28 protein-coding genes are annotated in these 21,082 nt (G+C 71.1%); 17 read left to right on the top strand and 11 right to left on the bottom strand.

The window, feature by feature from the left end; translation table 11 throughout:
* The first annotated feature begins 5 nt into the window (after positions 1 to 5).
* From P3T41_RS02415 to P3T41_RS02380, 8 genes are all read left to right on the top strand, one after another.
* Entirely contained in the window at positions 6 to 380 is a 375-nt protein-coding gene (locus P3T41_RS02415; RefSeq protein WP_280687245.1) for a nuclear transport factor 2 family protein, read from the top strand.
* A gap of 97 nt (positions 381 to 477) precedes the next feature.
* Entirely contained in the window at positions 478 to 1,458 is a 981-nt protein-coding gene (locus tag P3T41_RS02410; protein ID WP_280687244.1) for a lysylphosphatidylglycerol synthase transmembrane domain-containing protein, read from the top strand.
* Between the two features lie 91 nt (positions 1,459 to 1,549).
* Complete coding sequence (locus P3T41_RS02405; protein WP_280687243.1) at positions 1,550 to 3,013, top strand: NAD(P)/FAD-dependent oxidoreductase; 1,464 nt, start codon at positions 1,550 to 1,552, stop codon at positions 3,011 to 3,013.
* Positions 3,014 to 3,041: 28 nt separating this feature from the next.
* Positions 3,042 to 3,413 carry a thioredoxin gene (gene trxA / locus P3T41_RS02400; protein ID WP_280687242.1) on the top strand — a complete coding sequence of 124 codons (372 nt, stop codon included), beginning with the start codon at positions 3,042 to 3,044 and terminating at the stop codon, positions 3,411 to 3,413.
* A gap of 100 nt (positions 3,414 to 3,513) precedes the next feature.
* Positions 3,514 to 3,942, top strand: coding sequence for a hypothetical protein (locus tag P3T41_RS02395; protein ID WP_280687241.1), 429 nt, complete (start codon positions 3,514 to 3,516; stop codon positions 3,940 to 3,942).
* Positions 3,943 to 4,196: 254 nt separating this feature from the next.
* A complete protein-coding gene (locus tag P3T41_RS02390; RefSeq protein ID WP_280687240.1) occupies positions 4,197 to 5,213 on the top strand; it encodes a 2-oxoglutarate and iron-dependent oxygenase domain-containing protein in 1,017 nt (338 codons plus the stop codon).
* 116 nt (positions 5,214 to 5,329) lie between these two features.
* On the top strand, positions 5,330 to 6,046 hold the full coding sequence (locus tag P3T41_RS02385; protein WP_280687324.1) for a MerR family transcriptional regulator: 717 nt from the start codon (positions 5,330 to 5,332) through the stop codon (positions 6,044 to 6,046).
* A 9-nt stretch (positions 6,047 to 6,055) separates the two neighbouring features.
* Positions 6,056 to 6,598, top strand: coding sequence for a DUF1707 domain-containing protein (locus P3T41_RS02380; protein WP_280687239.1), 543 nt, complete (start codon positions 6,056 to 6,058; stop codon positions 6,596 to 6,598).
* A gap of 40 nt (positions 6,599 to 6,638) precedes the next feature.
* Here the strand turns inward: P3T41_RS02380 and P3T41_RS02375 are convergent, their stop codons facing one another.
* Together P3T41_RS02375 and P3T41_RS02370 are read right to left on the bottom strand one after the other, a co-directional pair.
* Positions 6,639 to 7,172 (bottom strand): GNAT family N-acetyltransferase, encoded by a 534-nt coding sequence (locus P3T41_RS02375; protein ID WP_280687238.1) that lies wholly within the window; start codon positions 7,170 to 7,172, stop codon positions 6,639 to 6,641.
* A gap of 128 nt (positions 7,173 to 7,300) precedes the next feature.
* Positions 7,301 to 7,462 (bottom strand): hypothetical protein, encoded by a 162-nt coding sequence (locus P3T41_RS02370; protein ID WP_280687237.1) that lies wholly within the window; start codon positions 7,460 to 7,462, stop codon positions 7,301 to 7,303.
* A gap of 25 nt (positions 7,463 to 7,487) precedes the next feature.
* Here P3T41_RS02370 and P3T41_RS02365 point away from each other — a divergent pair, with 25 nt between their 5' ends.
* Positions 7,488 to 8,045 (top strand): DUF4232 domain-containing protein, encoded by a 558-nt coding sequence (locus P3T41_RS02365; protein WP_280687236.1) that lies wholly within the window; start codon positions 7,488 to 7,490, stop codon positions 8,043 to 8,045.
* Between the two features lie 23 nt (positions 8,046 to 8,068).
* Here P3T41_RS02365 and P3T41_RS02360 read toward each other — a convergent pair whose 3' ends face one another.
* The 3 genes from P3T41_RS02360 to P3T41_RS02350 all read right to left on the bottom strand — a co-directional run bounded on the left by P3T41_RS02360 (position 8,069) and on the right by P3T41_RS02350 (position 9,507).
* Complete coding sequence (locus P3T41_RS02360) at positions 8,069 to 8,407, bottom strand: hypothetical protein (RefSeq protein WP_280687235.1); 339 nt, start codon at positions 8,405 to 8,407, stop codon at positions 8,069 to 8,071.
* On the bottom strand, positions 8,404 to 9,021 hold the full coding sequence (locus tag P3T41_RS02355) for a sigma-70 family RNA polymerase sigma factor (RefSeq protein WP_280687234.1): 618 nt from the start codon (positions 9,019 to 9,021) through the stop codon (positions 8,404 to 8,406). The genes P3T41_RS02360 and P3T41_RS02355 overlap by 4 nt, the downstream gene beginning before the upstream one ends.
* 84 nt (positions 9,022 to 9,105) lie before the next feature.
* Positions 9,106 to 9,507, bottom strand: a complete 402-nt coding sequence (locus P3T41_RS02350; RefSeq protein WP_280687233.1) for a hypothetical protein — start codon at positions 9,505 to 9,507, stop codon at positions 9,106 to 9,108.
* A gap of 303 nt (positions 9,508 to 9,810) precedes the next feature.
* On the opposite strand from P3T41_RS02350, the gene P3T41_RS02345 reads away from it, so the two are divergent.
* Complete coding sequence (locus tag P3T41_RS02345) at positions 9,811 to 10,923, top strand: hypothetical protein (RefSeq protein ID WP_280687232.1); 1,113 nt, start codon at positions 9,811 to 9,813, stop codon at positions 10,921 to 10,923.
* A gap of 89 nt (positions 10,924 to 11,012) precedes the next feature.
* Here the strand turns inward: P3T41_RS02345 and P3T41_RS02340 are convergent, their stop codons facing one another.
* The gene (locus tag P3T41_RS02340; RefSeq protein ID WP_280687231.1) at positions 11,013 to 12,020 is read right to left on the bottom strand and encodes an ADP-ribosylglycohydrolase family protein; all 1,008 of its coding nucleotides are present in this window, start codon (positions 12,018 to 12,020) and stop codon (positions 11,013 to 11,015) included.
* 60 nt (positions 12,021 to 12,080) lie between these two features.
* Entirely contained in the window at positions 12,081 to 13,649 is a 1,569-nt protein-coding gene (murJ, locus tag P3T41_RS02335; protein ID WP_280687323.1) for a murein biosynthesis integral membrane protein MurJ, read from the bottom strand.
* A gap of 229 nt (positions 13,650 to 13,878) precedes the next feature.
* On the opposite strand from murJ, the gene P3T41_RS02330 reads away from it, so the two are divergent.
* Positions 13,879 to 14,157 carry a hypothetical protein gene (locus tag P3T41_RS02330; protein ID WP_280687230.1) on the top strand — a complete coding sequence of 93 codons (279 nt, stop codon included), beginning with the start codon at positions 13,879 to 13,881 and terminating at the stop codon, positions 14,155 to 14,157.
* A 151-nt stretch (positions 14,158 to 14,308) separates the two neighbouring features.
* On the opposite strand, the gene P3T41_RS02325 is transcribed toward P3T41_RS02330, so the two are convergent.
* Complete coding sequence (locus tag P3T41_RS02325; protein WP_280687229.1) at positions 14,309 to 14,866, bottom strand: DinB family protein; 558 nt, start codon at positions 14,864 to 14,866, stop codon at positions 14,309 to 14,311.
* Positions 14,867 to 15,052: 186 nt separating this feature from the next.
* On the opposite strand from P3T41_RS02325, the gene P3T41_RS02320 reads away from it, so the two are divergent.
* Positions 15,053 to 15,367 (top strand): hypothetical protein, encoded by a 315-nt coding sequence (locus tag P3T41_RS02320; RefSeq protein WP_280687228.1) that lies wholly within the window; start codon positions 15,053 to 15,055, stop codon positions 15,365 to 15,367.
* Positions 15,368 to 15,540: 173 nt separating this feature from the next.
* On the opposite strand, the gene P3T41_RS02315 is transcribed toward P3T41_RS02320, so the two are convergent.
* Together P3T41_RS02315 and P3T41_RS02310 are read right to left on the bottom strand one after the other, a co-directional pair.
* Entirely contained in the window at positions 15,541 to 15,732 is a 192-nt protein-coding gene (locus P3T41_RS02315) for a hypothetical protein (RefSeq protein ID WP_280687227.1), read from the bottom strand.
* 11 nt (positions 15,733 to 15,743) lie between these two features.
* Positions 15,744 to 16,595: a helix-turn-helix transcriptional regulator gene (locus P3T41_RS02310; protein WP_280687226.1), complete on the bottom strand. Its 852-nt coding sequence runs from the start codon at positions 16,593 to 16,595 to the stop codon at positions 15,744 to 15,746.
* A gap of 245 nt (positions 16,596 to 16,840) precedes the next feature.
* Between P3T41_RS02310 and P3T41_RS02305 the strand changes: the two genes are divergently transcribed.
* The 5 genes from P3T41_RS02305 to pip all read left to right on the top strand — a co-directional run bounded on the left by P3T41_RS02305 (position 16,841) and on the right by pip (position 20,484).
* A complete protein-coding gene (locus P3T41_RS02305) occupies positions 16,841 to 17,281 on the top strand; it encodes an ATP-binding protein (protein WP_280687225.1) in 441 nt (146 codons plus the stop codon).
* Between the two features lie 246 nt (positions 17,282 to 17,527).
* Complete coding sequence (locus P3T41_RS02300) at positions 17,528 to 18,121, top strand: TetR/AcrR family transcriptional regulator (protein WP_280687224.1); 594 nt, start codon at positions 17,528 to 17,530, stop codon at positions 18,119 to 18,121.
* Entirely contained in the window at positions 18,118 to 18,954 is an 837-nt protein-coding gene (locus tag P3T41_RS02295) for an alpha/beta hydrolase (RefSeq protein ID WP_280687223.1), read from the top strand. Before P3T41_RS02300 ends, P3T41_RS02295 begins: the two co-directional genes overlap by 4 nt.
* Positions 18,955 to 19,105: 151 nt before the next feature.
* On the top strand, positions 19,106 to 19,426 hold the full coding sequence (locus tag P3T41_RS02290; protein ID WP_280687222.1) for a DUF6087 family protein: 321 nt from the start codon (positions 19,106 to 19,108) through the stop codon (positions 19,424 to 19,426).
* A gap of 98 nt (positions 19,427 to 19,524) precedes the next feature.
* Positions 19,525 to 20,484, top strand: a complete 960-nt coding sequence (gene pip, locus P3T41_RS02285; RefSeq protein WP_280687221.1) for a prolyl aminopeptidase — start codon at positions 19,525 to 19,527, stop codon at positions 20,482 to 20,484.
* Between the two features lie 90 nt (positions 20,485 to 20,574).
* Here the strand turns inward: pip and P3T41_RS02280 are convergent, their stop codons facing one another.
* Complete coding sequence (locus P3T41_RS02280; RefSeq protein WP_280687220.1) at positions 20,575 to 20,853, bottom strand: hypothetical protein; 279 nt, start codon at positions 20,851 to 20,853, stop codon at positions 20,575 to 20,577.
* Between the last annotated feature and the right edge of the window lie 229 nt (positions 20,854 to 21,082).

Genomic DNA, 21,082 nt, shown 5'->3' with positions numbered 1-21,082 from the left:
TCCCCATGAACACCGACACCCAGGCCGCGGTTCTGCCCGACGTCGTCGCCGCCTACATCGAGGCGGTCAACGCCTTCGACGTGGACGCCGTCATGGCGACCTTCGCCGATGACGCCGTGGTCAACGACGTGCGCCGCGAGTTCGCCGACCCCACCTCGATCCGCGCCTGGGTACGCCGCGAGATCGTCGGCGACAAGGTCACCATGGAGGTGGCCGAGGTCGTGAACCACCGCGCCCTGACGATCGTGCGGGCGCGCTACGACGGCGAGTACGACAAGACGGACCTGCCCGAAGAGCTGGTGCTCACCAGCTACCTCACGGTCGCCGACGGCAAGATCACGTCCCTGGTCATCGTCCACAACCAGCCCTCTCCCTACTGACCGCGAGCAAGGTCGAGCAGACCGGCGCACCCGTCACCCGGTGGAGGTCGAGGAAACAGCCGGGCGTCGCTCGAGCGCCCCGTGGGAGCATGCGACGGTGACGACGGGGATATCGCAGACGCAACAGGCGCGCAGGCCGGGGTGGATCAGGCCGCGCACAGCGATCATGGTGGCGGGCGCGCTGATGTTCGGTGCGCTGCTCTATCTCCAGGGCACCGGCTCGCACGTCGATCCGGTGCGGCTGGTGCTGGCCGCGGACCCGGCCTGGGCGCTGCTCGCGGTGCTGGCGATGGCGGCCAGCTACCCGGCGGCGACCATGGGGTTCCTGGGCTTCGTGCCGGAGCGGATCGGATTCGCCCGCGCCGCGGCGGCGCAACTGGCCGGCGCCTTCGTCAAGCTGGTCGCACCCGGCGGCTTCGGCGGGATGGCGCTGAACACCCGACTGCTGCTGCGGGCCGGGATAGCGCCGGGCCCGGCGGCCTCCAGCGTGGGGGCCGGGCAACTGCTCGGGCTGGTGCTGCACATGGCGCAGCTGGCCTTCTTCCTCTGGCTGACCGGCTTCCAGCCCGACCACCACGCGGACGGCACCGCCGAGTTGGTCGTGCTGACCGGCGCCGGACTGCTGGCCGCGCTGGCACTCGCGCTGCTCATCGTCCCCCGTCCCCGGCGCTGGGTGCTGGCCCGGCTGCGGCCGCTGACCGAGGGCTCGCTGACCCGGCTGCGGGATCTGACGCGCCACCCGGGCCGGCTGGCCGTCGGCGTGCTCGGGCAGTTGGTGATCTCGATGACCATGGTGAGCTGCCTCTACTGCTGCGTGCGGGCCACCGGCCTGGCCGCGAGCTTCGCCGCCGTGGCGGTGGCCTTCCTGCTCGGCAACGCGCTGGGCTCGGCGACGCCGACCCCGGGCGGGGTGGTCGGGGTGGAGGTCACCACCGCGGCCCTGCTGTCGGCCACCACGGGGATCGGCAACGCGCAGGCGTACGCGCCGGTGGTGCTGTTCCGGCTGATCACGCTGCTGCTGCCGGTGTTGCCGGGCTGGGCCGCCTTCGGGCTGCTGCAGCGCCGCAAGGCACTCTGAGCACACCACACGGCGCTGCGGGGATACCCCGTTCCGGCCCGCGGTGCTCCAGGATGGCTGACGGAACATCAGCCATCCCGAGGGAGACCGCATGACCACCGAGATGACCGCACAGATGACCGCCGCGACGACCGAGTACGACGTCATCGTGCTGGGTGCCGGCCCGACCGGCGAGAACCTGGCCGACCGGACCCGGGCCGCCGGGCTGAGCACCGCGCTGGTGGAGAGCGAACTGGTCGGCGGCGAGTGCTCGTACTGGGCCTGCATGCCGAGCAAGGCGCTGCTGCGCCCGTCGGCCGCGCTCGCCGCCGCCCGCGCGGTGGCAGGCTCGCGCGAGGCCGTCACCGGGAAGCTGGACACGGCGGCCGTGCTGGCCCGCCGCGACTCCTTCACCGCCAACTGGAAGGACGACGGGCAGGCCGCCTGGGTGGCCGGGATCGGCGCGGACCTGGTGCGCGGCGAGGGCCGGCTGGACGGCGTGCGCCGGGTGGTGGTGCGCACCCCGGAGGGCGGCGAGCGGGTGCTGACCGCCCGGCACGCGGTGGCGGTGTGCACCGGCACCCGGGCGGTGCTGCCCGCCGGGGTGCCCGGGCTGGCCGAGGCACGGCCCTGGACCAGCCGGGAGGCGACCAGCGCCAAGGAGGCCCCCGCCCGGTTGCTGGTGGTGGGCGGCGGGGTGGTCGGGGTGGAGATGGCGGCCGCCTGGCAGGCGCTCGGCTCGCAGGTCACGCTGCTGGTCCGCGGCGGCGGGCTGCTGCCGCGCCTGGAGCCGTTCGCCGGCGAGCTGGTGGCGGCCGGGCTGCGCGCTTCGGGCGTCACGGTGCGGTTCGACGCCGAGGTGGCGTCGGTCGCGCGGGACGGCGCGGTGGTGACCGTCCGGCTCGACGACGGCACCGAACTGGCCGCCGAGGAGCTGCTCTACGCCACCGGCCGGGCGCCGCACACGGACGGTCTCGGCCTGGCGAGCGTCGGCCTGAACGACGGCGACTGGCTGTCGGTGGACGACCACTGCGCGGTGCGCGGCGTCGAGGGCGGCTGGCTGTACGCGGCCGGCGACGTCAACCACCGGGCGCTGCTCACCCACCAGGGCAAGTACCAGGCCCGGATGGCGGGCGCCGCGATCGCCGCCCGGGCGCTGGGACGGACCGTCGACCCGGCCCCCTGGGGCCCGCACGTTGCCACCGCCGACCTGGCCGCCGTGCCCCAGGTGATCTTCACCGAACCGGAGGTGGCGGCGGTCGGCCTCTCGGCCGACGAGGCCCGGCGGGCCGGGCACCGGGTCAAGGCGGTCGACTACGAGATCGGCCAGGTGGCGGGCGCCTCGCTGGCCGCCGACAACTACCAGGGTCGGGCCCGGATGGTGGTGGACCTGGACCGCGAGGTGCTGCTCGGAGTCACCTTCGTCGGGCCGGGGGTGGGCGACCTGCTGCACTCGGCGACGGTGGCGGTGGTCGGTGAGGTGCCGATCGACCGGCTCTGGCACGCGGTTCCGGCGTATCCGACGGTCAGCGAGATCTGGCTGCGGCTGCTGGAGACCTACCGGGACGCGGAATAGCCGTGCGGCGAGGGCGGTTGACTGCGGCATGACTACCGTGGAACTCACCAAGGACAACTTCGACGAGGTCGTCAACGCGGACTCGTTCGTTCTGATCGACTTCTGGGCGTCCTGGTGCGGTCCGTGCCGCAGCTTCGCGCCGGTCTACGACAAGGCCGCCGAGGCCCATCCCGACCTGGTCTTCGGCAAGGTCGACACCGAGGCGCAGCAGGAGCTCGCGGCAGCCTTCGACATCACCTCGATCCCGACCCTGGCGATCATCCGGGAGAACGTGATGATCTTCGCCCAGGCGGGCGCGCTGCCGCCGGCCGCGCTGGAGGACCTGATCCAGCAGGCGAAGCAGCTGGACATGGACGAGGTGCGGGCCAAGATCGCCGCGGAGCAGGCGCCGCAGGCCTGACCGGCCTGGTGCGCGGTGTCGGAAGTCGGTTCAGCCGACTTCCGACACTGGTGAGCGCGGCATCCCACGGAGCGTGACCAGGCGGTAACAGAATGTCCGCATGCCACGCATCCGCACCGCGCTCGCCGCGGTCTCCTCCCTCGCACTCGCCGGTCTGCTGGCCGCCCCCGCGCACGCGGTGCCGCAGCGGACCCGGGCCGAAGACCAGGTAAACGCCTTTTTCGGCCAATACCGGGACGCCGTCCTGGGCCAGACCCCCAACCAGGACCCGCTCGAGGTGCGCCAGGAGTTCCTCACCACGGAGCTCAACAACGAGCTGAGCCAGTGGGCGACCTCGCACCAGGCGGATCCGATCTTCCGCGCCCAGAACGGACCGAACGACTGGTCGGTGAAGGACGAGGGCAGCGGCGCCGGCCACACCACCGTGATCCTCACCGAGGACTGGGCGGGCGGAAAGACCACCGTTGTCTGGTACCAGGTACGACTGGCCGATCTGCGTATCGACGGGCTGCAGGACCCGCCCGCATAATCGCCTGTCATGCAGGTCACAATCCACCCACCCCCCTGAGCCCTCTACCCTGGTGGACGTGCTCATTCTCGTCAGGCGTCGCCACGTGGACCTGCTCCGCGTCACGAGCATGTCCTGTCGCGGCCACCGCTGACCCCTCACCCTCACCTTTCAGGACCCCGGCACCGGGGGCGCCGCGCCATCATCCGCAGCGTCCCCGGTCCACCCGGCCACCGCCGGGACCGGCCGGGCCGAACCCAGCGGATGTCACCCTCATGTCGCAGCAGCAGCACATATCCACCGGCCTTCCGGTGATCGACCTCTCGGCCGCCTCCGGCACCCCCGAGCAGCGGGCCGCGTTCCAGGACGAACTGAACCGGGCGGCCACCGAGGTGGGCTTCTTCCACCTGATCGGCCACGGCGTCACCGAGCGCGAGACCGCCGAACTGACCGAGGCGATGCACGCCTTCTTCGCCCTCCCCGAGGCTGAGCGGCTGGCGATCAGCAACCTCAACTCCCCGCACTTCCGCGGCTACACGCGGATCGGCGACGAGCGCACCGGCGGTCGCAGCGACTGGCGCGACCAGCTCGACATCGGCGCCGAACTGCCCCCGCACCGCCCCGCGGCCGACGAGCCGGACTACTGGTGGCTGGAGGGCCCCAACCAGTGGCCGGCGGGCCTGCCCGAGCTGCGCAGGGCCTCGCTGCACTGGATCGAGCGCCTGAGCGCCGTCGCCGACCGCCTGCTGCACGAGCTGCTGACCGCGATCGGCGCCAAGCCCGACTTCTACGACGACGCCTTCGCCGGCCACCCGCACCTGCGCCTCAAGCTGGTCCGCTACCCCGGCAGCGCCCCCGACGGCGGCGGCCAGGGGGTCGGCGCGCACAAGGACTACGGCTTCCTCACCCTGCTGCTGACCGACGGCGTGCCCGGGCTGCAGGTGGAGATGCCCGACGGCGACTTCCTGGACGTGCCGTCCATGCCGGGCTCCTTCGTGGTCAACCTCGGCGAGCTGCTGGAGGTCGCCACGGACGGCTACCTGAAGGCCACCAACCACCGCGTGGTCAGCCCGCCCGGCGGCCGCGAGCGCTACTCGGTGCCGTTCTTCTACAACCCGCGGCTGGACGCCCACATCGAGCCGCTGGAGTTCCCGCACGCCCACCACGCCCCCGGCGCGACGGAGGACCCGGCCAACCCGCTCTACGCCGAGTTCGGGCGCAACGAGCTGAAAGGCTACCTGCGCGCTCACCCCGAGGTCGCCAAGCGCCACCACGCGGAGCTGGCGGGCTGACTTCGGGCTGCCTTCGGGCCTTGGTGGATGGCCTTGGTGGGATGGCCTTGGTGGGATGGTCACACTGCTACTGTCACAGCAGGACTGTCCCACCAGGAGCCCCCACCGTGCTGCGTATGACCGTCGACGAACTCGCCGCCCGCGCTGGGGTGACCGTGCGGACCCTGCGCTTCTACGGCAGCCGGGGCCTGCTGCCGCCACCACAGCTGGGGCCGCGCCGGGTCGGCCTGTACGGGGCCGAGCACCTGGACCGCCTGGAGCTGATCGAGGAGTTGCAGCGCCTGGGCCTCACGCTCGCCGCGATCGAGCGCTACCTGGACCAGCTCCCGCCCGACATCAGCGCCCTCGACCTGGCCATCCACCGCGCCCTGATCGCCGTCTGGGCCCCGGAGACCGCCGAGCAGGCCAGCACCGGCCAACTCTCCCGCCGGGTCGGCCGCGACCTCTCGGAGGCCGACCTGGACCAGCTGGTCGCCATGGGCGCCCTCCAACGCACCGACCGCGCTGACGAGTTCCTGGTCGACCCGGGCCTGCTCCCGCTGGGCGCACGGGTGTTGGACCTGCCGATCCCGCTGGAGACCATCGTCGCCACCCGCGCCGTTGTCCGCCTGCACAGCCAGGCCACCGCCCGCGAACTGCACCGCCTCTTCCGCGAGACCGTCTGGAAGCCGTTCCGCGAGAGCGGCGCCGACGACGCCGAGGTCGACCGGATGCGCGAGCAGGCCGGACAGATCGAACCCCTGCTGACCCAGGCGCTGGTGACCGCCTTTCACCGCTCACTGGCGGAACAGCTCGCCGCCGGCGGCGGGGATTCGGCGGAGGTCACGGCGTAGAGTGGCGAGGTGACCTCGCTGCCGGAAGACCCACCGCCACGGATCACCGAGGACGATCGCGACACGGCCGTGCGGCGCCTGCAAGAGGCGTACGCCGAAGGGCACCTCTCGCACGAGGACATGGACGCACTGCTCCAGCGGGTCCTCACCGCCCGGACGCGTGGTGACCTCGTGCCGGCCCTGGCCTCGCTCCCGGCCGAGAAGCCGGGAGCCGCCTCCACGATCGGCGCGATGAGCGGAGCGATCCGACGGCGCGGCGTCTGGCGGGTCCCCCGGGTCCTCAGAGTCGAGTCCGCCTTCGGCAGAGTGCACCTCGACCTGTCCCGGGCGGTCATCGAACACCCGGTGGTCGACATCGAGTTGCAGCTCGGCACCGGCCGGGCGAAGATCACGGTTCCGCGCGACGCGGTCGTCGACCTCGAGGATCTGCGCGGCGTGTGGAAGGCCCCGGACTACCGCGCCCCGCGAGGCGCTCACGGCGGCGGACCGACGGTCCGGATCACGGGAACCCTGCAGTTCGGCCGGGTGAAGATCCGCCACGCACGACGCTGAGGCAGCACCGGGCCGCACCGGGCTTCAGCGGTGCTCCGTCTCAGCCGTGCTCCGTCTCGAGGATCGCGAACACCTCGGAGTCCCGCCAGCCGTCCCGGATCAGCGCGGTGTGCCGATGCCGCCCCTCATGGCTCATCCCGAGCTTGCGCAGCACCCGGGCCGACGCGAGGTTGCGCGGGTCGCAGGTGGCGTAGATCCGGTGCAGCCCCAACTCCCCGAACCCGCGCGTGAGCAGCTCCCACCCGATCGCCGTGCCCACACCCCGTCCCCAGGCGCGCGGGGCCACGACGTAGCTGATCTCGCCCTGCCGCTGGGACCGGCTGCGGATGTGCAACTCCCCCATGCCGACGACCTCGTCCGCCAGGCAGGCGACGTAGCTGAACCGCCGCTGATCGTCCTGCGCCCAGCCTGCGGCAGCGACTTCCACGAACGCGCGGGTCTGCTCCTCGGTGTTCGGCCCCCAGGCCTGGTAGCGGCACGCCTCTTCGAGCCCGGCCCAGGAGTGCACGGCCGGCCAGTCGTCGAGCGTGATCTTGCGCAGGGTCACCACGGGTCGGTCCACAGGTCGGTCCATGAAACGATCCTGCCAGCCGTACCGGTCGTGTTCCAGGACGGTAACAGCTGAAACCGTCGGCGATCGCCCTGGCGTAAGGACAACGTAAGGCGTCAACTGGCTTGGACCCTGGGGGAACTGATGCGAATTCAACGGCTCGCGGTGACGCTGGCGGCCGGGGTGGCGCTCACGGCGTGCGGCGCCACGTCCTCGGGTACGGCAGCCGGTGCGCCAGCCACCACGGCCGCTGCGCCCTCGAGGACGGCCAGCGCGCCGGCCACCAGTGCACCGGCCACCAACCTGCCGGTCACTGACGCACCGGTGACCAGCGCGCCCGTGACCAACGCGCCCGTGACCTCGGGCGCAACTCCCGCCTCGGCCGGCACCGCCTGTCACTCGAGCGACCTCCTGCTCCAGGTCATCATGGGCCCGCAGGACGCCCCTTCGCCCAGCGGCGGCAAGGGCGACTTCTACATCCAGCTCATCAACACCTCCACCCACACCTGCACGCTGTACGGCTACCCAGGCGTGGAACTGCTCGATCAGAGCACCGGCCGGCCACTCGGCATGAAGGACGTGCGCAACGCAGCCTCGAGCGGCAGCGGCAAGCCCGTCCAGCAGACCCTCGCCCCCCGCAGCTCGAACAGCCCGCAGACCGCGAGCGCCGCCTACGTCCAGTTCGACACCAAGGCGCCGGGCGCCAGCGCGGGCTACCCGCGCGCGGTCAAGGTCCAGGTCATCCCGCCGAACGAGACCCAGCCGCTGGTCGCCGACATCGACAACCTGTACGCCAAGTCCCCGGCCGACGACGCGATCATGGTCAGCTCCACGACCCTCAGCGTCGGCCCGATGGGCGGCGACGGGGTACCGATGCCCTGTCCCGCCTGCCAATGACCTGCTGGCGGTCACACCCCCGGCTACGGCGTGCTGAGCACGCCAGGACTCACGACGGACGGGCCGACCGGGCTCGCGGGTGCGGACGGCGATGGTCCGCTGATGCCCGGGGTGCCGGCAGGCAGCAACGGCGCCGGGTCCGGCGGGTTGCCGGGCAGCAGCAGGCACCCGGCCGCCACGGCGGCAGCCGCCCCGAGCACGGCGAAGGCGACCCCGCGCACCCGGCGCACTCCCCAACTGCGGCCCTGCGGCGGCGCGTCGTGGCGCAGGTCGCGGTGCGTGACGAGCGCGGCGCGGGCGGCCAGCGCGGCGCGCAACCGGTCCTCGGTCGCGGACCGGCGGTCCTCGGCAGTCGGCTTCATCGCTCCTCCCCCAGCTTCTTCTCCAGGATGTCCAGCGCGCGGCTCGCGGTGGACTTCACCGTGCCGCGCGACAGCCCGAGTGTCTGGGCGATCTGCGCCTCGGTCAGCTCCGACCAGTAGCGCAGTACCAGCACCTCACGCTGACGGTCCGTCAGCTCTGCGAGCGCGACGAGAACTTCACGGTGCTCCTCGGCAAGCAGCAGCCCCTCGTCGACAGGCGGCCCGTAACCCTGGTGCGGCGGGGTGTAGGCACGGGCGGTGCGGCGCCTGCGCAGCACGGAGCGGGCCGCGTTGACGACGGCCGTGTGCAGGTAGGCCCCGGGATCCTGGAGGCCGTCCAGCGAGGTGCCGTAGGTGCGGCAGAGCGCGGCGAAGGCGTCGTGAACGACGTCCTCGGCGGTGTGCCGATCATCCACCAGGAAGATCGCGAGCCGCAGCATGTCGAGTCGCCGTGCCCAGTACAGCTCGGTCAGCGTGGGCGGCGGCTCGTCGTCGTAGGACGACGTACCGACGGCCCGCAGCTGACGTCCCCGGACCTGCGGGTCCCCGGCTTCGGTCATCCGGGAGAGCAACCGGGACCACCAGGGCGACGCTGCGGGAATGGCGTACTGCATGGGCCTCGATCCGTTGCGGGTGGAGCGGGAGGGGCGGGCCGACCTGCGCAGCGGCCGGCCCGCCCCTTGGTACTGGTACTGCTGCTACTTCTGGACGCCGCTGCCCGGCTGGATCACCCGCGGCGCGCCCTCGGCCGAGGCGGCCGCCGGGGCAGCCGCCGGAGCGGTCACGACGCCGGACTTGCCCGCGCTGGCCGGAGTGCCCGCACTGACGACCTTCGAAGCATCGGCCGACGTGCCCGGGCTCACGACCTTCGAACCGCCGCCCGGCGTCGAGACACCGGGCGTCGAGACGCCAGGCGTCGACGCGACCTGCGGGGTCGCGTCCCCGGTGGTGGTGACCGTCGGCGTGGCGTCGGTCACCTTCACGCCGGAGTCGGCGACGGCCTGCGCAGCGAAGCCGCCGCCCAGCAGCAGCGCGATACCGGTGACGGTACCCACGACGCGGGCGCGGGGACGGTAGTTCCGCTTGGCGTGCAAGGACATGTGACTCTCCCGAGGAAGTGACGGAAACAAGGTCTGGAACATCAGCTGAAGGGCGCCTTCAACCCACCAGACGCGCGACACCGGCCGAGGTTGCGAGCACGGCGAAGAAATCTCATCCCGCTCGGGAAGGTGACCGGCGGACGAACAGTGGGCCCGTGCCGGCTCGCGCCGGCCCGGATCGGTCCAGGTCGGAGGTTCGCGAGCGGACGGCCCCCGCCCAGGCCCCCTTCCACCTCGACCGGGCAGCGTCTAGCGTGCCCTGCGGCAGCGCGTCGTGCGGTGCCATGGGGAGGGAAGCTACACATGAAGTCTCCTGCACGGACTTTCCGTTGGGGCACCGCGGCGTTCGCTGTCGCGGCGCTGCTCGGCCCGGCCGCCGGCGTGGCCACCGCGGCCACGCCCGTCACATCGACCCCGCCGGTCTCCGGCAACGAGGCCACCATCGCGGTGGGCACCGAGGACGTCACGCCGGTGGTCAGCCCGGACGGCAGCAAGGCCTACGTCGTGGCGACCGACGCGAACAACAACGTCGTGGTGAAGGTGGTCGACACCCAGGCCGACACAGTGACCGGGCAGCTCGTCCTGGGCGCCGACCAGTGGCGACCGTACCTGGCACTCAGCGCGGACGGCTCGCTGCTCTACGTGCTGAACGGGCAGGCCCTCAGCGTGGTCGACACCGCCTCGCTGACCGCACTCGCCTCACTCACCCTGCCCGACCAACCCCGCCCGACCGGCTGGACCCCGGGCGTGACCGAGGGGCTGACGCTCAGCCCGGACGGGTCCACCCTCTACCTGGCCCAGGACGGGCCGGAGACCTACCGTCAGTACGGGCAGGGCCGGGTGCTGGAGTTCGCCACCGCGCAGCGGGCGTTCACCACGCAGGTCCAGGTGCCGGCCAGCGAACTGGGCGAGGTGGCGGTCCGACCAGGCAGCCACGACGTGTACGTCGGCAGCATCGCCGGCGTGCTGCACCTGAGCACGGCCGGCGCCGCACCGAGCCTGGTCGGCACCGTCCCGGGCACCGCCACCGCCTACGACTACGCGCTGGCGTTCACCCCGGACGGCAGCCGCCTGTTCGCGGTGAACGGCACCGGCAGCGGCGCCGGCGCACTGATCAACCCCGCCACCGACACCGTCACCACGAACCTCCGGCTGCTGAGTGGCACCGGCGAGCTGGACTACCCGCAGGTCAGCGCGGACGGCAGCCGGCTCTACGTGGTCGAGAACGACTACACCAACGGCCCCTCGGTGCTCGCCTTCAACGCCACCACGGGCGCGGCCCTCCCGGACGAGACGGTGAGCGGGCTGAACGAGGACTCGGTCAGCGGCCTCGCCGTCGGCCCCGACGACGGCACCCTGTACGTGGGCGGCACCGTGAACGGGAACACCGGCAATCTGCAGATCGTCAACTACTGACCCGGTAGCCGGGCGCAGCTCGCGGGGCTCTGGACTCAGAGCCCCGCGCAGCGGTGGTGCTGGCCACCCGGGCCGAGCGCAGCGGCCCCCTAACGATCCCAGGCCGCGCCGAGGGCCAGCAGACGCTCGCGGTACTCGATGACCGCCACCCACTCCGACGGCCAGGCCGCCGCCCCGTGGCACGCACCGGCGAAGGCTCCCGCCAGCGCGGCGATCGAGTCGGAGTCACCTGAGGAGTAGGCGCCACGGCGCACCGCGGTCACCGGATCGTCGGGATGCTGGAGGAAGCAGAAAAGGGCGGTGGCGAAGGCCTCTTCGGCGATCCAGCCGGCGCCGGTGGCCAGGCAGGGGTCGGCCTCCGGATCGGCGGCGGGCAGTGCGGCCGCCACCCGGTCCAGGACGGCCAGACACTCCGCCCAGCCCCGGGCGATGAAGGAGACCCGGTCCGGGTCCTGGGCGTGCTCGGCCAGGTCGCCCAACCAGTCGGCCCGGTAGACCTCCCGGCTCTCCTGCGCGTAGGCGCGCAGCAGCGGCAGCAGGTCGGTCGGCGCAGTGCCCTGGGCCAACAGGTGAACGGTGTGCGCGGTCAGGTCACTGGCAGCGAGCGCGGTGGGGTGGCCGTGGGTGAGGCCGGACTGCAACTGGGCCGCACCGGAGCGCTGTTCGGCGCTCAGACCCGGGATCAGGCCGAGCGGCGCGACCCGCATGTTCGCCCCACAGCCCTTGGAACCGACCTCACTGGCCGCCTGCCAGACGCCACCCCGGTCCAGCGCCTCACAGGCCCGCAGGCAGGTGCCGCCCGGGGCCCGGTTGTTCTCGGGCGAGTGGTACCAGGCCAGGAAGTGCTCGCGGACCGGCGGTTCCATCCGCTCGGCGGTGAGTGGGCCGCCGGACAGCGCCACCTGCAGCCCCTCGCCGAGCGCGAGCGTCATCTGGGTGTCGTCGGTGACATAGGCGGTACCCGAGGAGATCGGCAGCGGGAGCGTGCGCCACGACCCGAACTTCGCCTCGATCTGCGCGAGGGTGTTGAACTCGGTGGGAAAGCCCATCGCATCCCCGATCGCCAGCCCCAGCAGGGCCCCCGTCGCGCGCTTCATCTCATGCCCACCCGTTGGTTGTTCCGGTTCACCGATCCTAGGCCGACCCTGCTGAGCTGCTCACCGCAGGCCCGGCAGTATCCGCAGTTCGCCGATCCTGAGCACCCTGGCGAGCGCCAGGAACAGCACCAGCATCACCCCACCGCCTGCCACCAGTTCGAGCACCGGCCCCCAGAGCGCCACCGAACCCGCATGCGCCGCCGCCCAGCCGGCCGCGCCGGCCGCCCCGGCGGCGACCGTCAACTTCCCGTAGGTGCGGGTCAGCCGCTTGCCGTCCAGCCGGCCCGCGAGTCGGCGGCGCAGCCAGACCGCGGTGACCAGCACGCCGATCGCGTACGAGACGCTGTACGCGGCGGCCATGCCCGTGACCGCCCACGTTTCGGGGAGCAGCAGGTGGCAGGCGATGGCCAGCGCGATGTTGAAGGCCGAGATCCAGAGCGCCACCCAGAACGGCGTGCGGGTGTCCTCGAACGCGTAGAAGCCGCGCAGCAGCAACGACTGGGCGGAGCACGGGATCAACCCGAGCGCCAGCGCCTGCAGCATGTGCCCCATCGGCCGGGCGTCGGTCGAACCGTGCGAGAACAGCATCGCCGCGAGCTGGGGGCCGAAGGCGAGGAAGAAGAAGGCCGCGGGGACGATCACCACGCCGGTGGCCCGCAGCCCGCGCGAGAGGTCCGCGCGCACGTCGTCCAGGCGCCGCTCGGCCGCCGCGCGGCTCAACCGGGGCAGCAGCGCCGTGATCAGGGAGACGGTGACGATCGACTGGGGCAGGATCCAGATCGTCTGCGCGTAGGAGTAGGCGGTGTTCCCCACGCCGGCCTGAGGGAGTTGCAGGTCGGCCGCGTTGGCGTAGCGCGTCACCACGGTGATCGCGACCTGGTTCGCCAGCATCACCAGCAACGTCCACCGCGCGGCGCTCACGCTCTTGCGCAGCCCCGCACCGCGCCAGTCGAAGCGCAGCCGCCAGCGGAAGCCGGCCGCGCGCAGGTACGGCACCAGCGCTAGCGCCTGCACCACGATCCCCGCCGTGGTGCCGATACCGAGCAGCCGCACCTGAGCGGGCGTCACCTCCGTGACCGTGAGCGGGGAGGCCACCAACCAGAGGTACAGGCCGAACAGGCTGATCAAGATCACGTTGTTCAGCACCGGGGTCCACATCATCGCGCCGAACCTGCCCCGCGCGTTGAGCGCCTGTCCCAGCACGGCGTACAGGCCGTAGAAGAAGATCTGCGGCAGCAGAAACCGTGCGAGGACCACGGTCAGCTCGAAGGCCCCGTGGTCGTGCGGCGAGTCCGGCATGTAGAGGCTGACGATCTGGCGTGCCGCCAGCACCGCCAGCACCGTCCCCACGCCCAGCACGCAGAGCACCAGCGTGATCAGCCGCTGCTCATGCGCGCGTCCACCGTCCGCGTGCTCCGCCCGGGCCCGCACCAGTTGGGGCACCAGCACCGAGTTGAGCGCGCCGCCCACCAGCAGCACGGAGATGCTGGTCGGCACGGTGTTCGCCGTGTTGTAAGTACTGGCCACCAGCCCCGAACTGAGCGCCGCTCCCTGCAGCACCAGCCGCACCAGCCCGGTCACCCGCGACGCCACCGTGCCGAGCGCCATCACCGCCGACGACCGCACCAGGCTGCCGGGGTGTGGTCGCGGTCGCCTCGCCGCGTGGCGGCCCCGGCGGCGGCGCTGCTGTTGCCTGTTGACCGGCGTCTCGTCCGAAACCTGCGTCTCCTCGGCTATTCGCACAACGGAGTTGACGAAGATCAGCGTGGTGGCGGTTTCACAGTTCAGAGCCTGCGCTGAGGTAGCGCGGGCCGAGAAGTGGCACGCTCGAGAGAAGCGACACTCAGGGGAGGGCTCCATGGACGGTCACAGCGGAGGCGACTTCGGCGGTCACCACGGCGGCGGCTTCGGCGGCCATCACCACGGTGGCAACTTCGGCGGCCACCACCATCACCACCACCACGGCAAGAGCGGCCAGGACGCCGGCGCCGCCTACCTGTGGCTCGGTCAGACATACGGTCGGGGCATCGGCCGGCTGGACGGCCTCGACAGGCGGAGCCGCGCGAGCTCGCGGAAGTGGCTGCTGCTGGTGGCCGCGCTGGCCGCGGTCGCCCTGGCGATCCCACTGATGCACTGACCCACCGCAGCCCGGGTGGCCACCAGCACTCGCGGGCGGCTACTGGGCGGGCGGCGCTCGGTGTCACTGGGCCTGCCCGATCCGCGAACGTGCCGACGGCCAAACAGCGAGGTACCCGGGCCGGTGGGGCGGCTGTTGACCCCGGCCGCCCTCACTGGCCCACCCTGCCGTCGATGCACTCGCGCAACAGGTCGGCGTGCCCGCAGTGACGGGCATACTCGTCGATCCTGTGCACCATCAGCTCCCGAACCGCGATCCCGTCCTTCCCCACACGCTCGTTCAGGTCCGGGTGCTCGGCCAGCGCGGCGTCGGTCGCGGCCTGCTCGCGCTGAAGATCACAGAACGCGGTGTCAACCTCGGCCTGTACGGCGACAGTTCCGGCAAAGTCCGCGTTACGCTCGCCGTACAGCTTCGGCAGCGGGTCGCCATCGCTGATCCAGTTGCGCCAGTCCCGTTCCACCTCGGCGAGGTGCCGCACCAGGCCGAGCAGCGACATCGTCGACGGCGGAACCGACCGTCGGGCCAGTTGCTCCGCATACAGGCCCTCGCACTTCATCCGCAGGGTCATGCGGTAGTTCGTCAGGAAGTCATGCAGCGTCGCAAGCTCGCCGTCCGGACTGTTCTCGCTGTGTCGCGGGTCGTCGTCCGGATCAGCCCACATGTCGGGGTAGACGACTGCCTGGCTCCATCGCGCGGGTTGGTCACTCATGTGGTGCATGTTCGTCTGCAACGGCCCGAGCTCGCCACCGAGTTCTCGCTTCGAGGTGACGCCATGACCGCCCCCGTCGGGCGGTCTCAATGACAAGGAAGAAGGTTCACCGGATTGGCGTCGGCAGGCCACGTGCCGGTTGGATGTCGCGAGACGTTTCAACTCGAAGGAGCGAGGACCCGCCACATGACCTCTGACGACCTGTTCGGCGAGATCGCCACCGACCTCGCCCCACGCGGTGCCACCGCTGGAGCAATGTTCGGCAAACGTGCCCTCAAGGTCCACGGCAAAGCCTTCGCCTGCCTCAAGGGCGACCTGCTGGCCTTCCGGCTCGGCGCGGGCACCCACGCCCACACCGAGGCCCTTGCCCTGCCCGGAACCGAACTCTTCGACCCCTCCGGCAAGCACCGGCCGTTCAAGGACTGGGTCGCCATCCCCGTCACCCACGCCCATGCCTGGCCCCATTACGCCGAAACCGCACTCGACAGCCTCGACGGCTGAACCGCCGTCGTCCACATTCGGATGTCGCGAGGTTCCAACCCGAAGGAGCGAGGGCAGTGGCGGAGCCGGTCCGGGTCCGCAGCCGCGGGGTGGGCTGAACGCAGAACGCGCCCCCGTCCGGCCATGCCTTGACACGGGGGCGCGTTCGCGTGGAGCGGACGGGTCGTAGGGCGTTAGAGGAGGTGGTCGGCCTTGCCCGCCTTGATGTCGAGAATGAGGGTGCGCAGGGCGTCTATGGAGTCGGTGAGGGGATGATCCTCCTGACCGGCGACGGCGATGTAGGCATTGCCGGCGGCGTCGGTGCCCAGGCGGAAGCAATTTCCGGAGTCCTGGCAGAAGGGAGCTTCCCAGGTAATTTCAGACATAGCGACCTCTCCTATAGCTCGCGTGCGATGGCGTGGATCAGGTCACGGGTCTGCTCCGGCGACAGGGCAACTCGCTGCATCTGGTCCAGCTGAAGTGAAAACTTGCGGAGTTGAGCTTCGACATGAAGAAACTCGGCAACGGTCGTCCGGTCAAGTTGCACCACATCCAGGCTCGGTACATCACCCTCGGCATAGAGGATGGACTGGCCTGACCCCGGAAAAGCTCCGGCCGAGAACGGGATGACCTGGACAGTGACGTTGTCGCGGTCCGCCATCTCCAGGGTGGAGTGCAGCTGTTCGCGCAGCGTCTCCCGGCCACCGACCTCGATACGCAGCGCGGCTTCGTGAATTATGGCCACATATGGAGGTGCGTCAGGCCTATCGAGCGCCCGCCGCCGCTGGAGCCGATGAGCGAGCCGAGCATCGAACTCATCAGCCGGCAACGCCGGGATCGCTGCGGCGAACAACGCGCGAGCGAAGGCCTCGGTCTGGAACGGGCCAGGGATGTGGGTCATGGTGCTCATTCGGAGCCGCTTGGCGAACCATTCCAGCTCAGAGATGTCCAAGAACGTCGGCGGGAGAATCCCCCGAAAGTCCTCCCACCATCCCCTGGTTCGTTCAGCAGCCATCCGCATCAGCGCCTCGACCAACGCCGAATCCGCACAGTCGTAGTTGCAGGCCAACCGACGCACCCGCTCGGGGCTGATGCCGTGACGTCCAGCCTCAGTGCTCGTGATCACGGTGCGGTTCGTAGCAAGAACGGCAGCCGCCTGCTCTGTGGTCAGGCCTGAGGCTTCGCGGAGCTTGCGAAGCTCAGCACCAAGGCGTTGCTGACGGGCTGTTGGGTTGCTCCTCGGCGGCATCTGCTCCCTCTCCGTACGTGCGGCCCAGTGTGCCTCGCTTCAGGATCCTTGGTCCATTTCCCATGAGCAGGTGGCACATGTGCTCCCGATGCCCTACTTTGAGTAGCGCAGCAGATGCATACGGCAACGCCGGAAGTGCACCGCGCGAGCACGCCCACCTGCCCTGGACCAGGTGTGCCCGCGCCCAGGGAGGCAAGCCACCGGCCCCGCCGCGTCAACCACCCCACTCCCTCACGGAGTCAGCCATGCCTGCAGTCCCGCTCCCCTCCCCCACCCTCACCGTCCCCGCCGTCCCGACCCACTGGCGCTTCCCCGCCCGCCTCGCCTCGGTGCCCCGCGCCCGGCAGGTGGTCCGGGATACGCTGCCGCGTCACTGTCCGGCCCAACTCTCCTACGAGCTGCGCCTGCTGACCTCCGAGCTGGTCACCAACGCGATCCTGCACGGCACCGACCCTGAGGAGGACGAGGTGATCGAACTGGTCCTCTGGACCGCCGACGGCCACTACTGGCTCGCCGTCTCCGACCCCGGCCCCGGCCACCCGACCCGCGGCACGCCCGGCCCCCGCGCCTGCGGCGGCCGGGGCCTGCTCCTCGTGGACGCGCTCTGCGACGCCTGGGCCGTCCTGCCCCGTCCGACGCGCGGCAAGTCCGTCGTCGCCGGGATCCGCCTGGACAAGGCGGCCTGACGGCACATCAGCCCACCAGGGGACTGCCCTGCCGAGCAGCGGGGCGCGGCCTTCGTCCGGTGCGGCCGGGGTTGTAGACGCGCCTGACAGTCGACCGGCCAGGCGGGCAGCCGCACGCACAGGCGCTGGTGGCCAGTTCTGATTCCCCGTCATCCGCAACAGCGGTACCCGCGTGAACGCACTCCTGCTTGGCATTCCTAGGACTCCTAGGTATAACCTAGGGGCCCTAGGATCTTGGGAGGGTGCATGGTGCGGGCCGGACTGACGGCGGAGCGGGTGACGATCGCGGGCGCCGAGCTGGCGGACGAGGTCGGGCTCGACCAGGTGACCATGTCGCAGGTTGCGCGGCGGCTCGGCGTGAAGGACGCGAGCCTCTACACGCACGTCCGCAGCCTGGAGGATCTGCGCGGACGGATCGCGCTCCTTGCGGCGGACGAGAAGACCATCCGTATCGCGGAGGCGACCGCCGGGCGGGCGGGCAGGGACGCGCTGGTCGCGTTTGCCAACGCCTGGCGGGAGTACGCCCACCGGCATCCGGGCCGCTACATGGCGACGCAGACCCCGATCCAGATCGACCCCGAGCTGGCCGCAAAAGCGCCCGGACCCCGGCGCGCGGTCGAGCTGACCTACGGAATGCTGCGCGGCTACGGACTGACCGAGCCCGACCTGACCGACGCGGTCCGGCTACTGCGCAGCACGTTCCACGGGTTCGTCGCCCTGGAGGCCGCGGGCGGGTTCGCGCACAAGCGCTCGCCGCAGCACTCCTGGGTCCGCGCCCTCGACGCCCTGCACACCCTCCTGGAGCACTGGCCCCCGTCTCGAGAAGGAGACTCCTCATGACCGACCCGACCATCGGCCACCTGCGCGTGAACGGTGCGACCCTGCACTACGAAGTGCGCGGCCACGGCCCGCTCCTGCTGCTGATCCCCGGAGGAACGGGCGGCGCGGCCTCCTTCGACGCCATCGCCCACGACCTGGCCGCCGAATACACCGTCGCGACCTACGACCCGCGCGGCATGTCCCGAAGCACGCTGGACGACCCCGAGGCCGAGCAGCAAGTGGCCGAGCACGCCGACGACGCGTTCCGGATACTGGAACTGCTGTCGCCAGGTGAACCCGCCCGGGTGTTCGGCTCCAGCTCGGGCGCGATCACCGCCCTGCACCTGCTCACCACCCGTCCCCAACGCCTCGAACGCGTCGTGGCGCACGAGCCGCCGATCGTGGAGGTCCTGCCGGACGCCTCCGAACACCGAGCGCTCATCGCACGCGTGCAGGCAACGTTCCGCGCACAGGGGCTCATGCCGGCGATGGCCGTGTTCGCCGCAGGTCTGAAGAAGGACGGCGACACCACCGAGCCGAAGGCCGAAATCAAGCTTCCGCCGCAAGCAGCGGCGCGGGCCGAACAGACGATGGCCAACCTGCCGTACTTCGTCGGGCGCATCGTGCCCAGCTTCATGTCCTACGCCCCGGACATCCACCAGCTGCAGGCACTGTCGGACCGGCTCATGCTCGCCTGCGGCCAGGACTCACGCGGCGAGCTGCCCTACCGTCCCGCCGCTTTCCTGGCCGAGCGCCTCGGCACGGAACTCCAGCACTTCCCCGGCGGGCACACCGGCCTGACCACACACCCCGCCGAGTTCGGCGAACTCCTTCGGAGGGCCTTCCGCGCCTAGACCCGAATCCGACTCGCCCTGATCAACACCACCGAAGTGGCCATCCCAAGCCGGGCCCCGGACGGTTCGGGCTGACGGTAACCTCCGACGGTATCCATCGGGCATGGCTGGACGCCCCGGCCAACGCCTGGACGATCTGAGGGAGGACGTCGTGGACGAGTCCGAGGAGCCGCTGGAGCTGTGGGCGGCACGGCGTGATGCCCTTCGCCGCAAGGTCGGTGAACGGCGTGTCAGCCATGCCGACGGCGTCCTGCGCGCCTCCCACGTCGACCCCGCCGCGCCCCGGGTCGTCGAGGAGTGGGACGGGGTCCAGTGGGTGGTGGTCGGTGCGACGGATGGCTACGCGGCGGCTCAGCGTGCCTTTCACGGGATCACCGGTGACGGCGTGATGCGGGGGATGATGCCGCGCCCGGAGAGTACGGGCCTGCGCAATCCGACGGTGGCCGGCCGGGGACGCCACCGAAAGCCGTAACGCACCACGACCGTTGCTGCTTCAGTGAGATGACGGTCAATCAGCTCTTGTGAAAATCACCGCGCTCCATCACCGATCGCAGCCTAGGATCGATGGTTATGGTCGATCTCTACGCTCCCACCAGTCCGTACGACAGTGGATTCCTCGACACCGGAGACGGCAACCGCGTCTACTACGAGCAACTCGGCAACCCCGAAGGCAAGCCCGCCCTGTTCGTCCACGGCGGCCCGGGGGCGGGCGCGCCGCAGCGGCCGACCAGGGCCTGGGATCCCGAGTGCTATCGCGTCATCCGCTTCGACCAGCGCAACTGCGGTCGCAGCACCCCGCACGCCAGCGACCCGGCGGCGGACATGAGTCTGAACACCACGCAGCACCTGATCGACGACATGGAGCGGCTGCGCGAACTCCTCGGCATCGAGCGGTGGTTGCTGGACGGCGTGTCCTGGGGTGGGACGCTCGTCCTGGCCTACGCGCAGCAGCACCCCGAGCGGGTCAGCGAGATCGTCATTCAGGCGGCGATGTTCGCCGACCGTTCCGGGGTCGACTGGCTCTACCGGGGCGCCGGGCGGTTCCGTCCCGAGGCGTGGGACCGGTTCCGCGACGGCGTCCCCGAGGACGAGCGGGACGGCGACCTGCTCGCGGCCTACGCGCGGCTGATGGAGGACCCCGACCCGGCCGTCCGGGAGAAGGCCGCCGCCACCTGGCTCGCCTGGGAGGACGCGGTCATCGCGGACGAACCCAACGGCGTGCCCGGCCTGTACGGCAATCGCGAGGTCGACGCGCGGATCGCATTCGTGCGGATCTGCGCCCACTTCCTCAGCAACGACGCCTGGCTGGAGGACGGCCAACTGCTGCGCGACGCCCCCAAGCTGGCCGGGATCCCGGGGGTGGTGGTCCACGGCCGCCATGACATGAGCTGCCCGGTACAGGCGCCGTGGGAGCTGGCCAAGGCGTGGCCGGACGCGCAACTGCACATCATCGAGGACTCCGGGCACGCCGGAAGCGAAGCGATGCACCAGGCGAGCCGGACGGCCATCGAGGAGTTCAAGAACCGGTGATCCCCAGGGCACGTGCCGGAGCTCGCAGCTGCCCTGCCCGGCGCGTAGGGCCGGCCGACCCGCACTGCGGTGATCGCTGGAATTCGGCGGTCAGCCGGGGATGAGGCCGTCGTCGCTGAGCATGTCGCGGACCTCGTCGAGAGCGGCGTCGGGTGAGGGCAGGATCAGCTCGGAGGGCTCCAGGGCGTCGTCGGGAAGGGGGGTGCCCAGGCGGCGGACTGCGTCGAGGAGGGCGCCCAGGGACCTCCTGAAGCCTTCTTCGTCGCCGGACTCCATCTCTTCCAGCAGCTCGTCGTCGAGCTTGTTCAGCTCGGTGAAGTGGGCGTCGGCCAGCTTGACCTGGCCCTCGCCCATGATGCGAACGATCACGGTGCTCTCCCGTCCCTGCGTCGTGCTGCGGCCTCGGCGGCCGCAGTGCTGTCCCTCATCCCATCGCTTTTCCGGGGGCGGTGCTGGCGTGTACGCGCGGGGCGAATGCTCACCACCCAGATGGGCGAAGCCAGGGCGTGACCTGCATGGTGCCGGGTGCTGAGAGTGGTTGATGACCCACCCTGCCCCGCCGCCGCGTCGTGCAGCGGCCGACCCGCGCGGGCTCGAT

The sequence above is a fragment of the Kitasatospora sp. GAS204B genome (assembly GCF_029892155.1).
GTDB lineage: Bacteria > Actinomycetota > Actinomycetes > Streptomycetales > Streptomycetaceae > Kitasatospora.
Note: the sequence above shows the minus strand (reverse complement) of the source record. Positions and strands in the feature narration are given on the sequence as shown.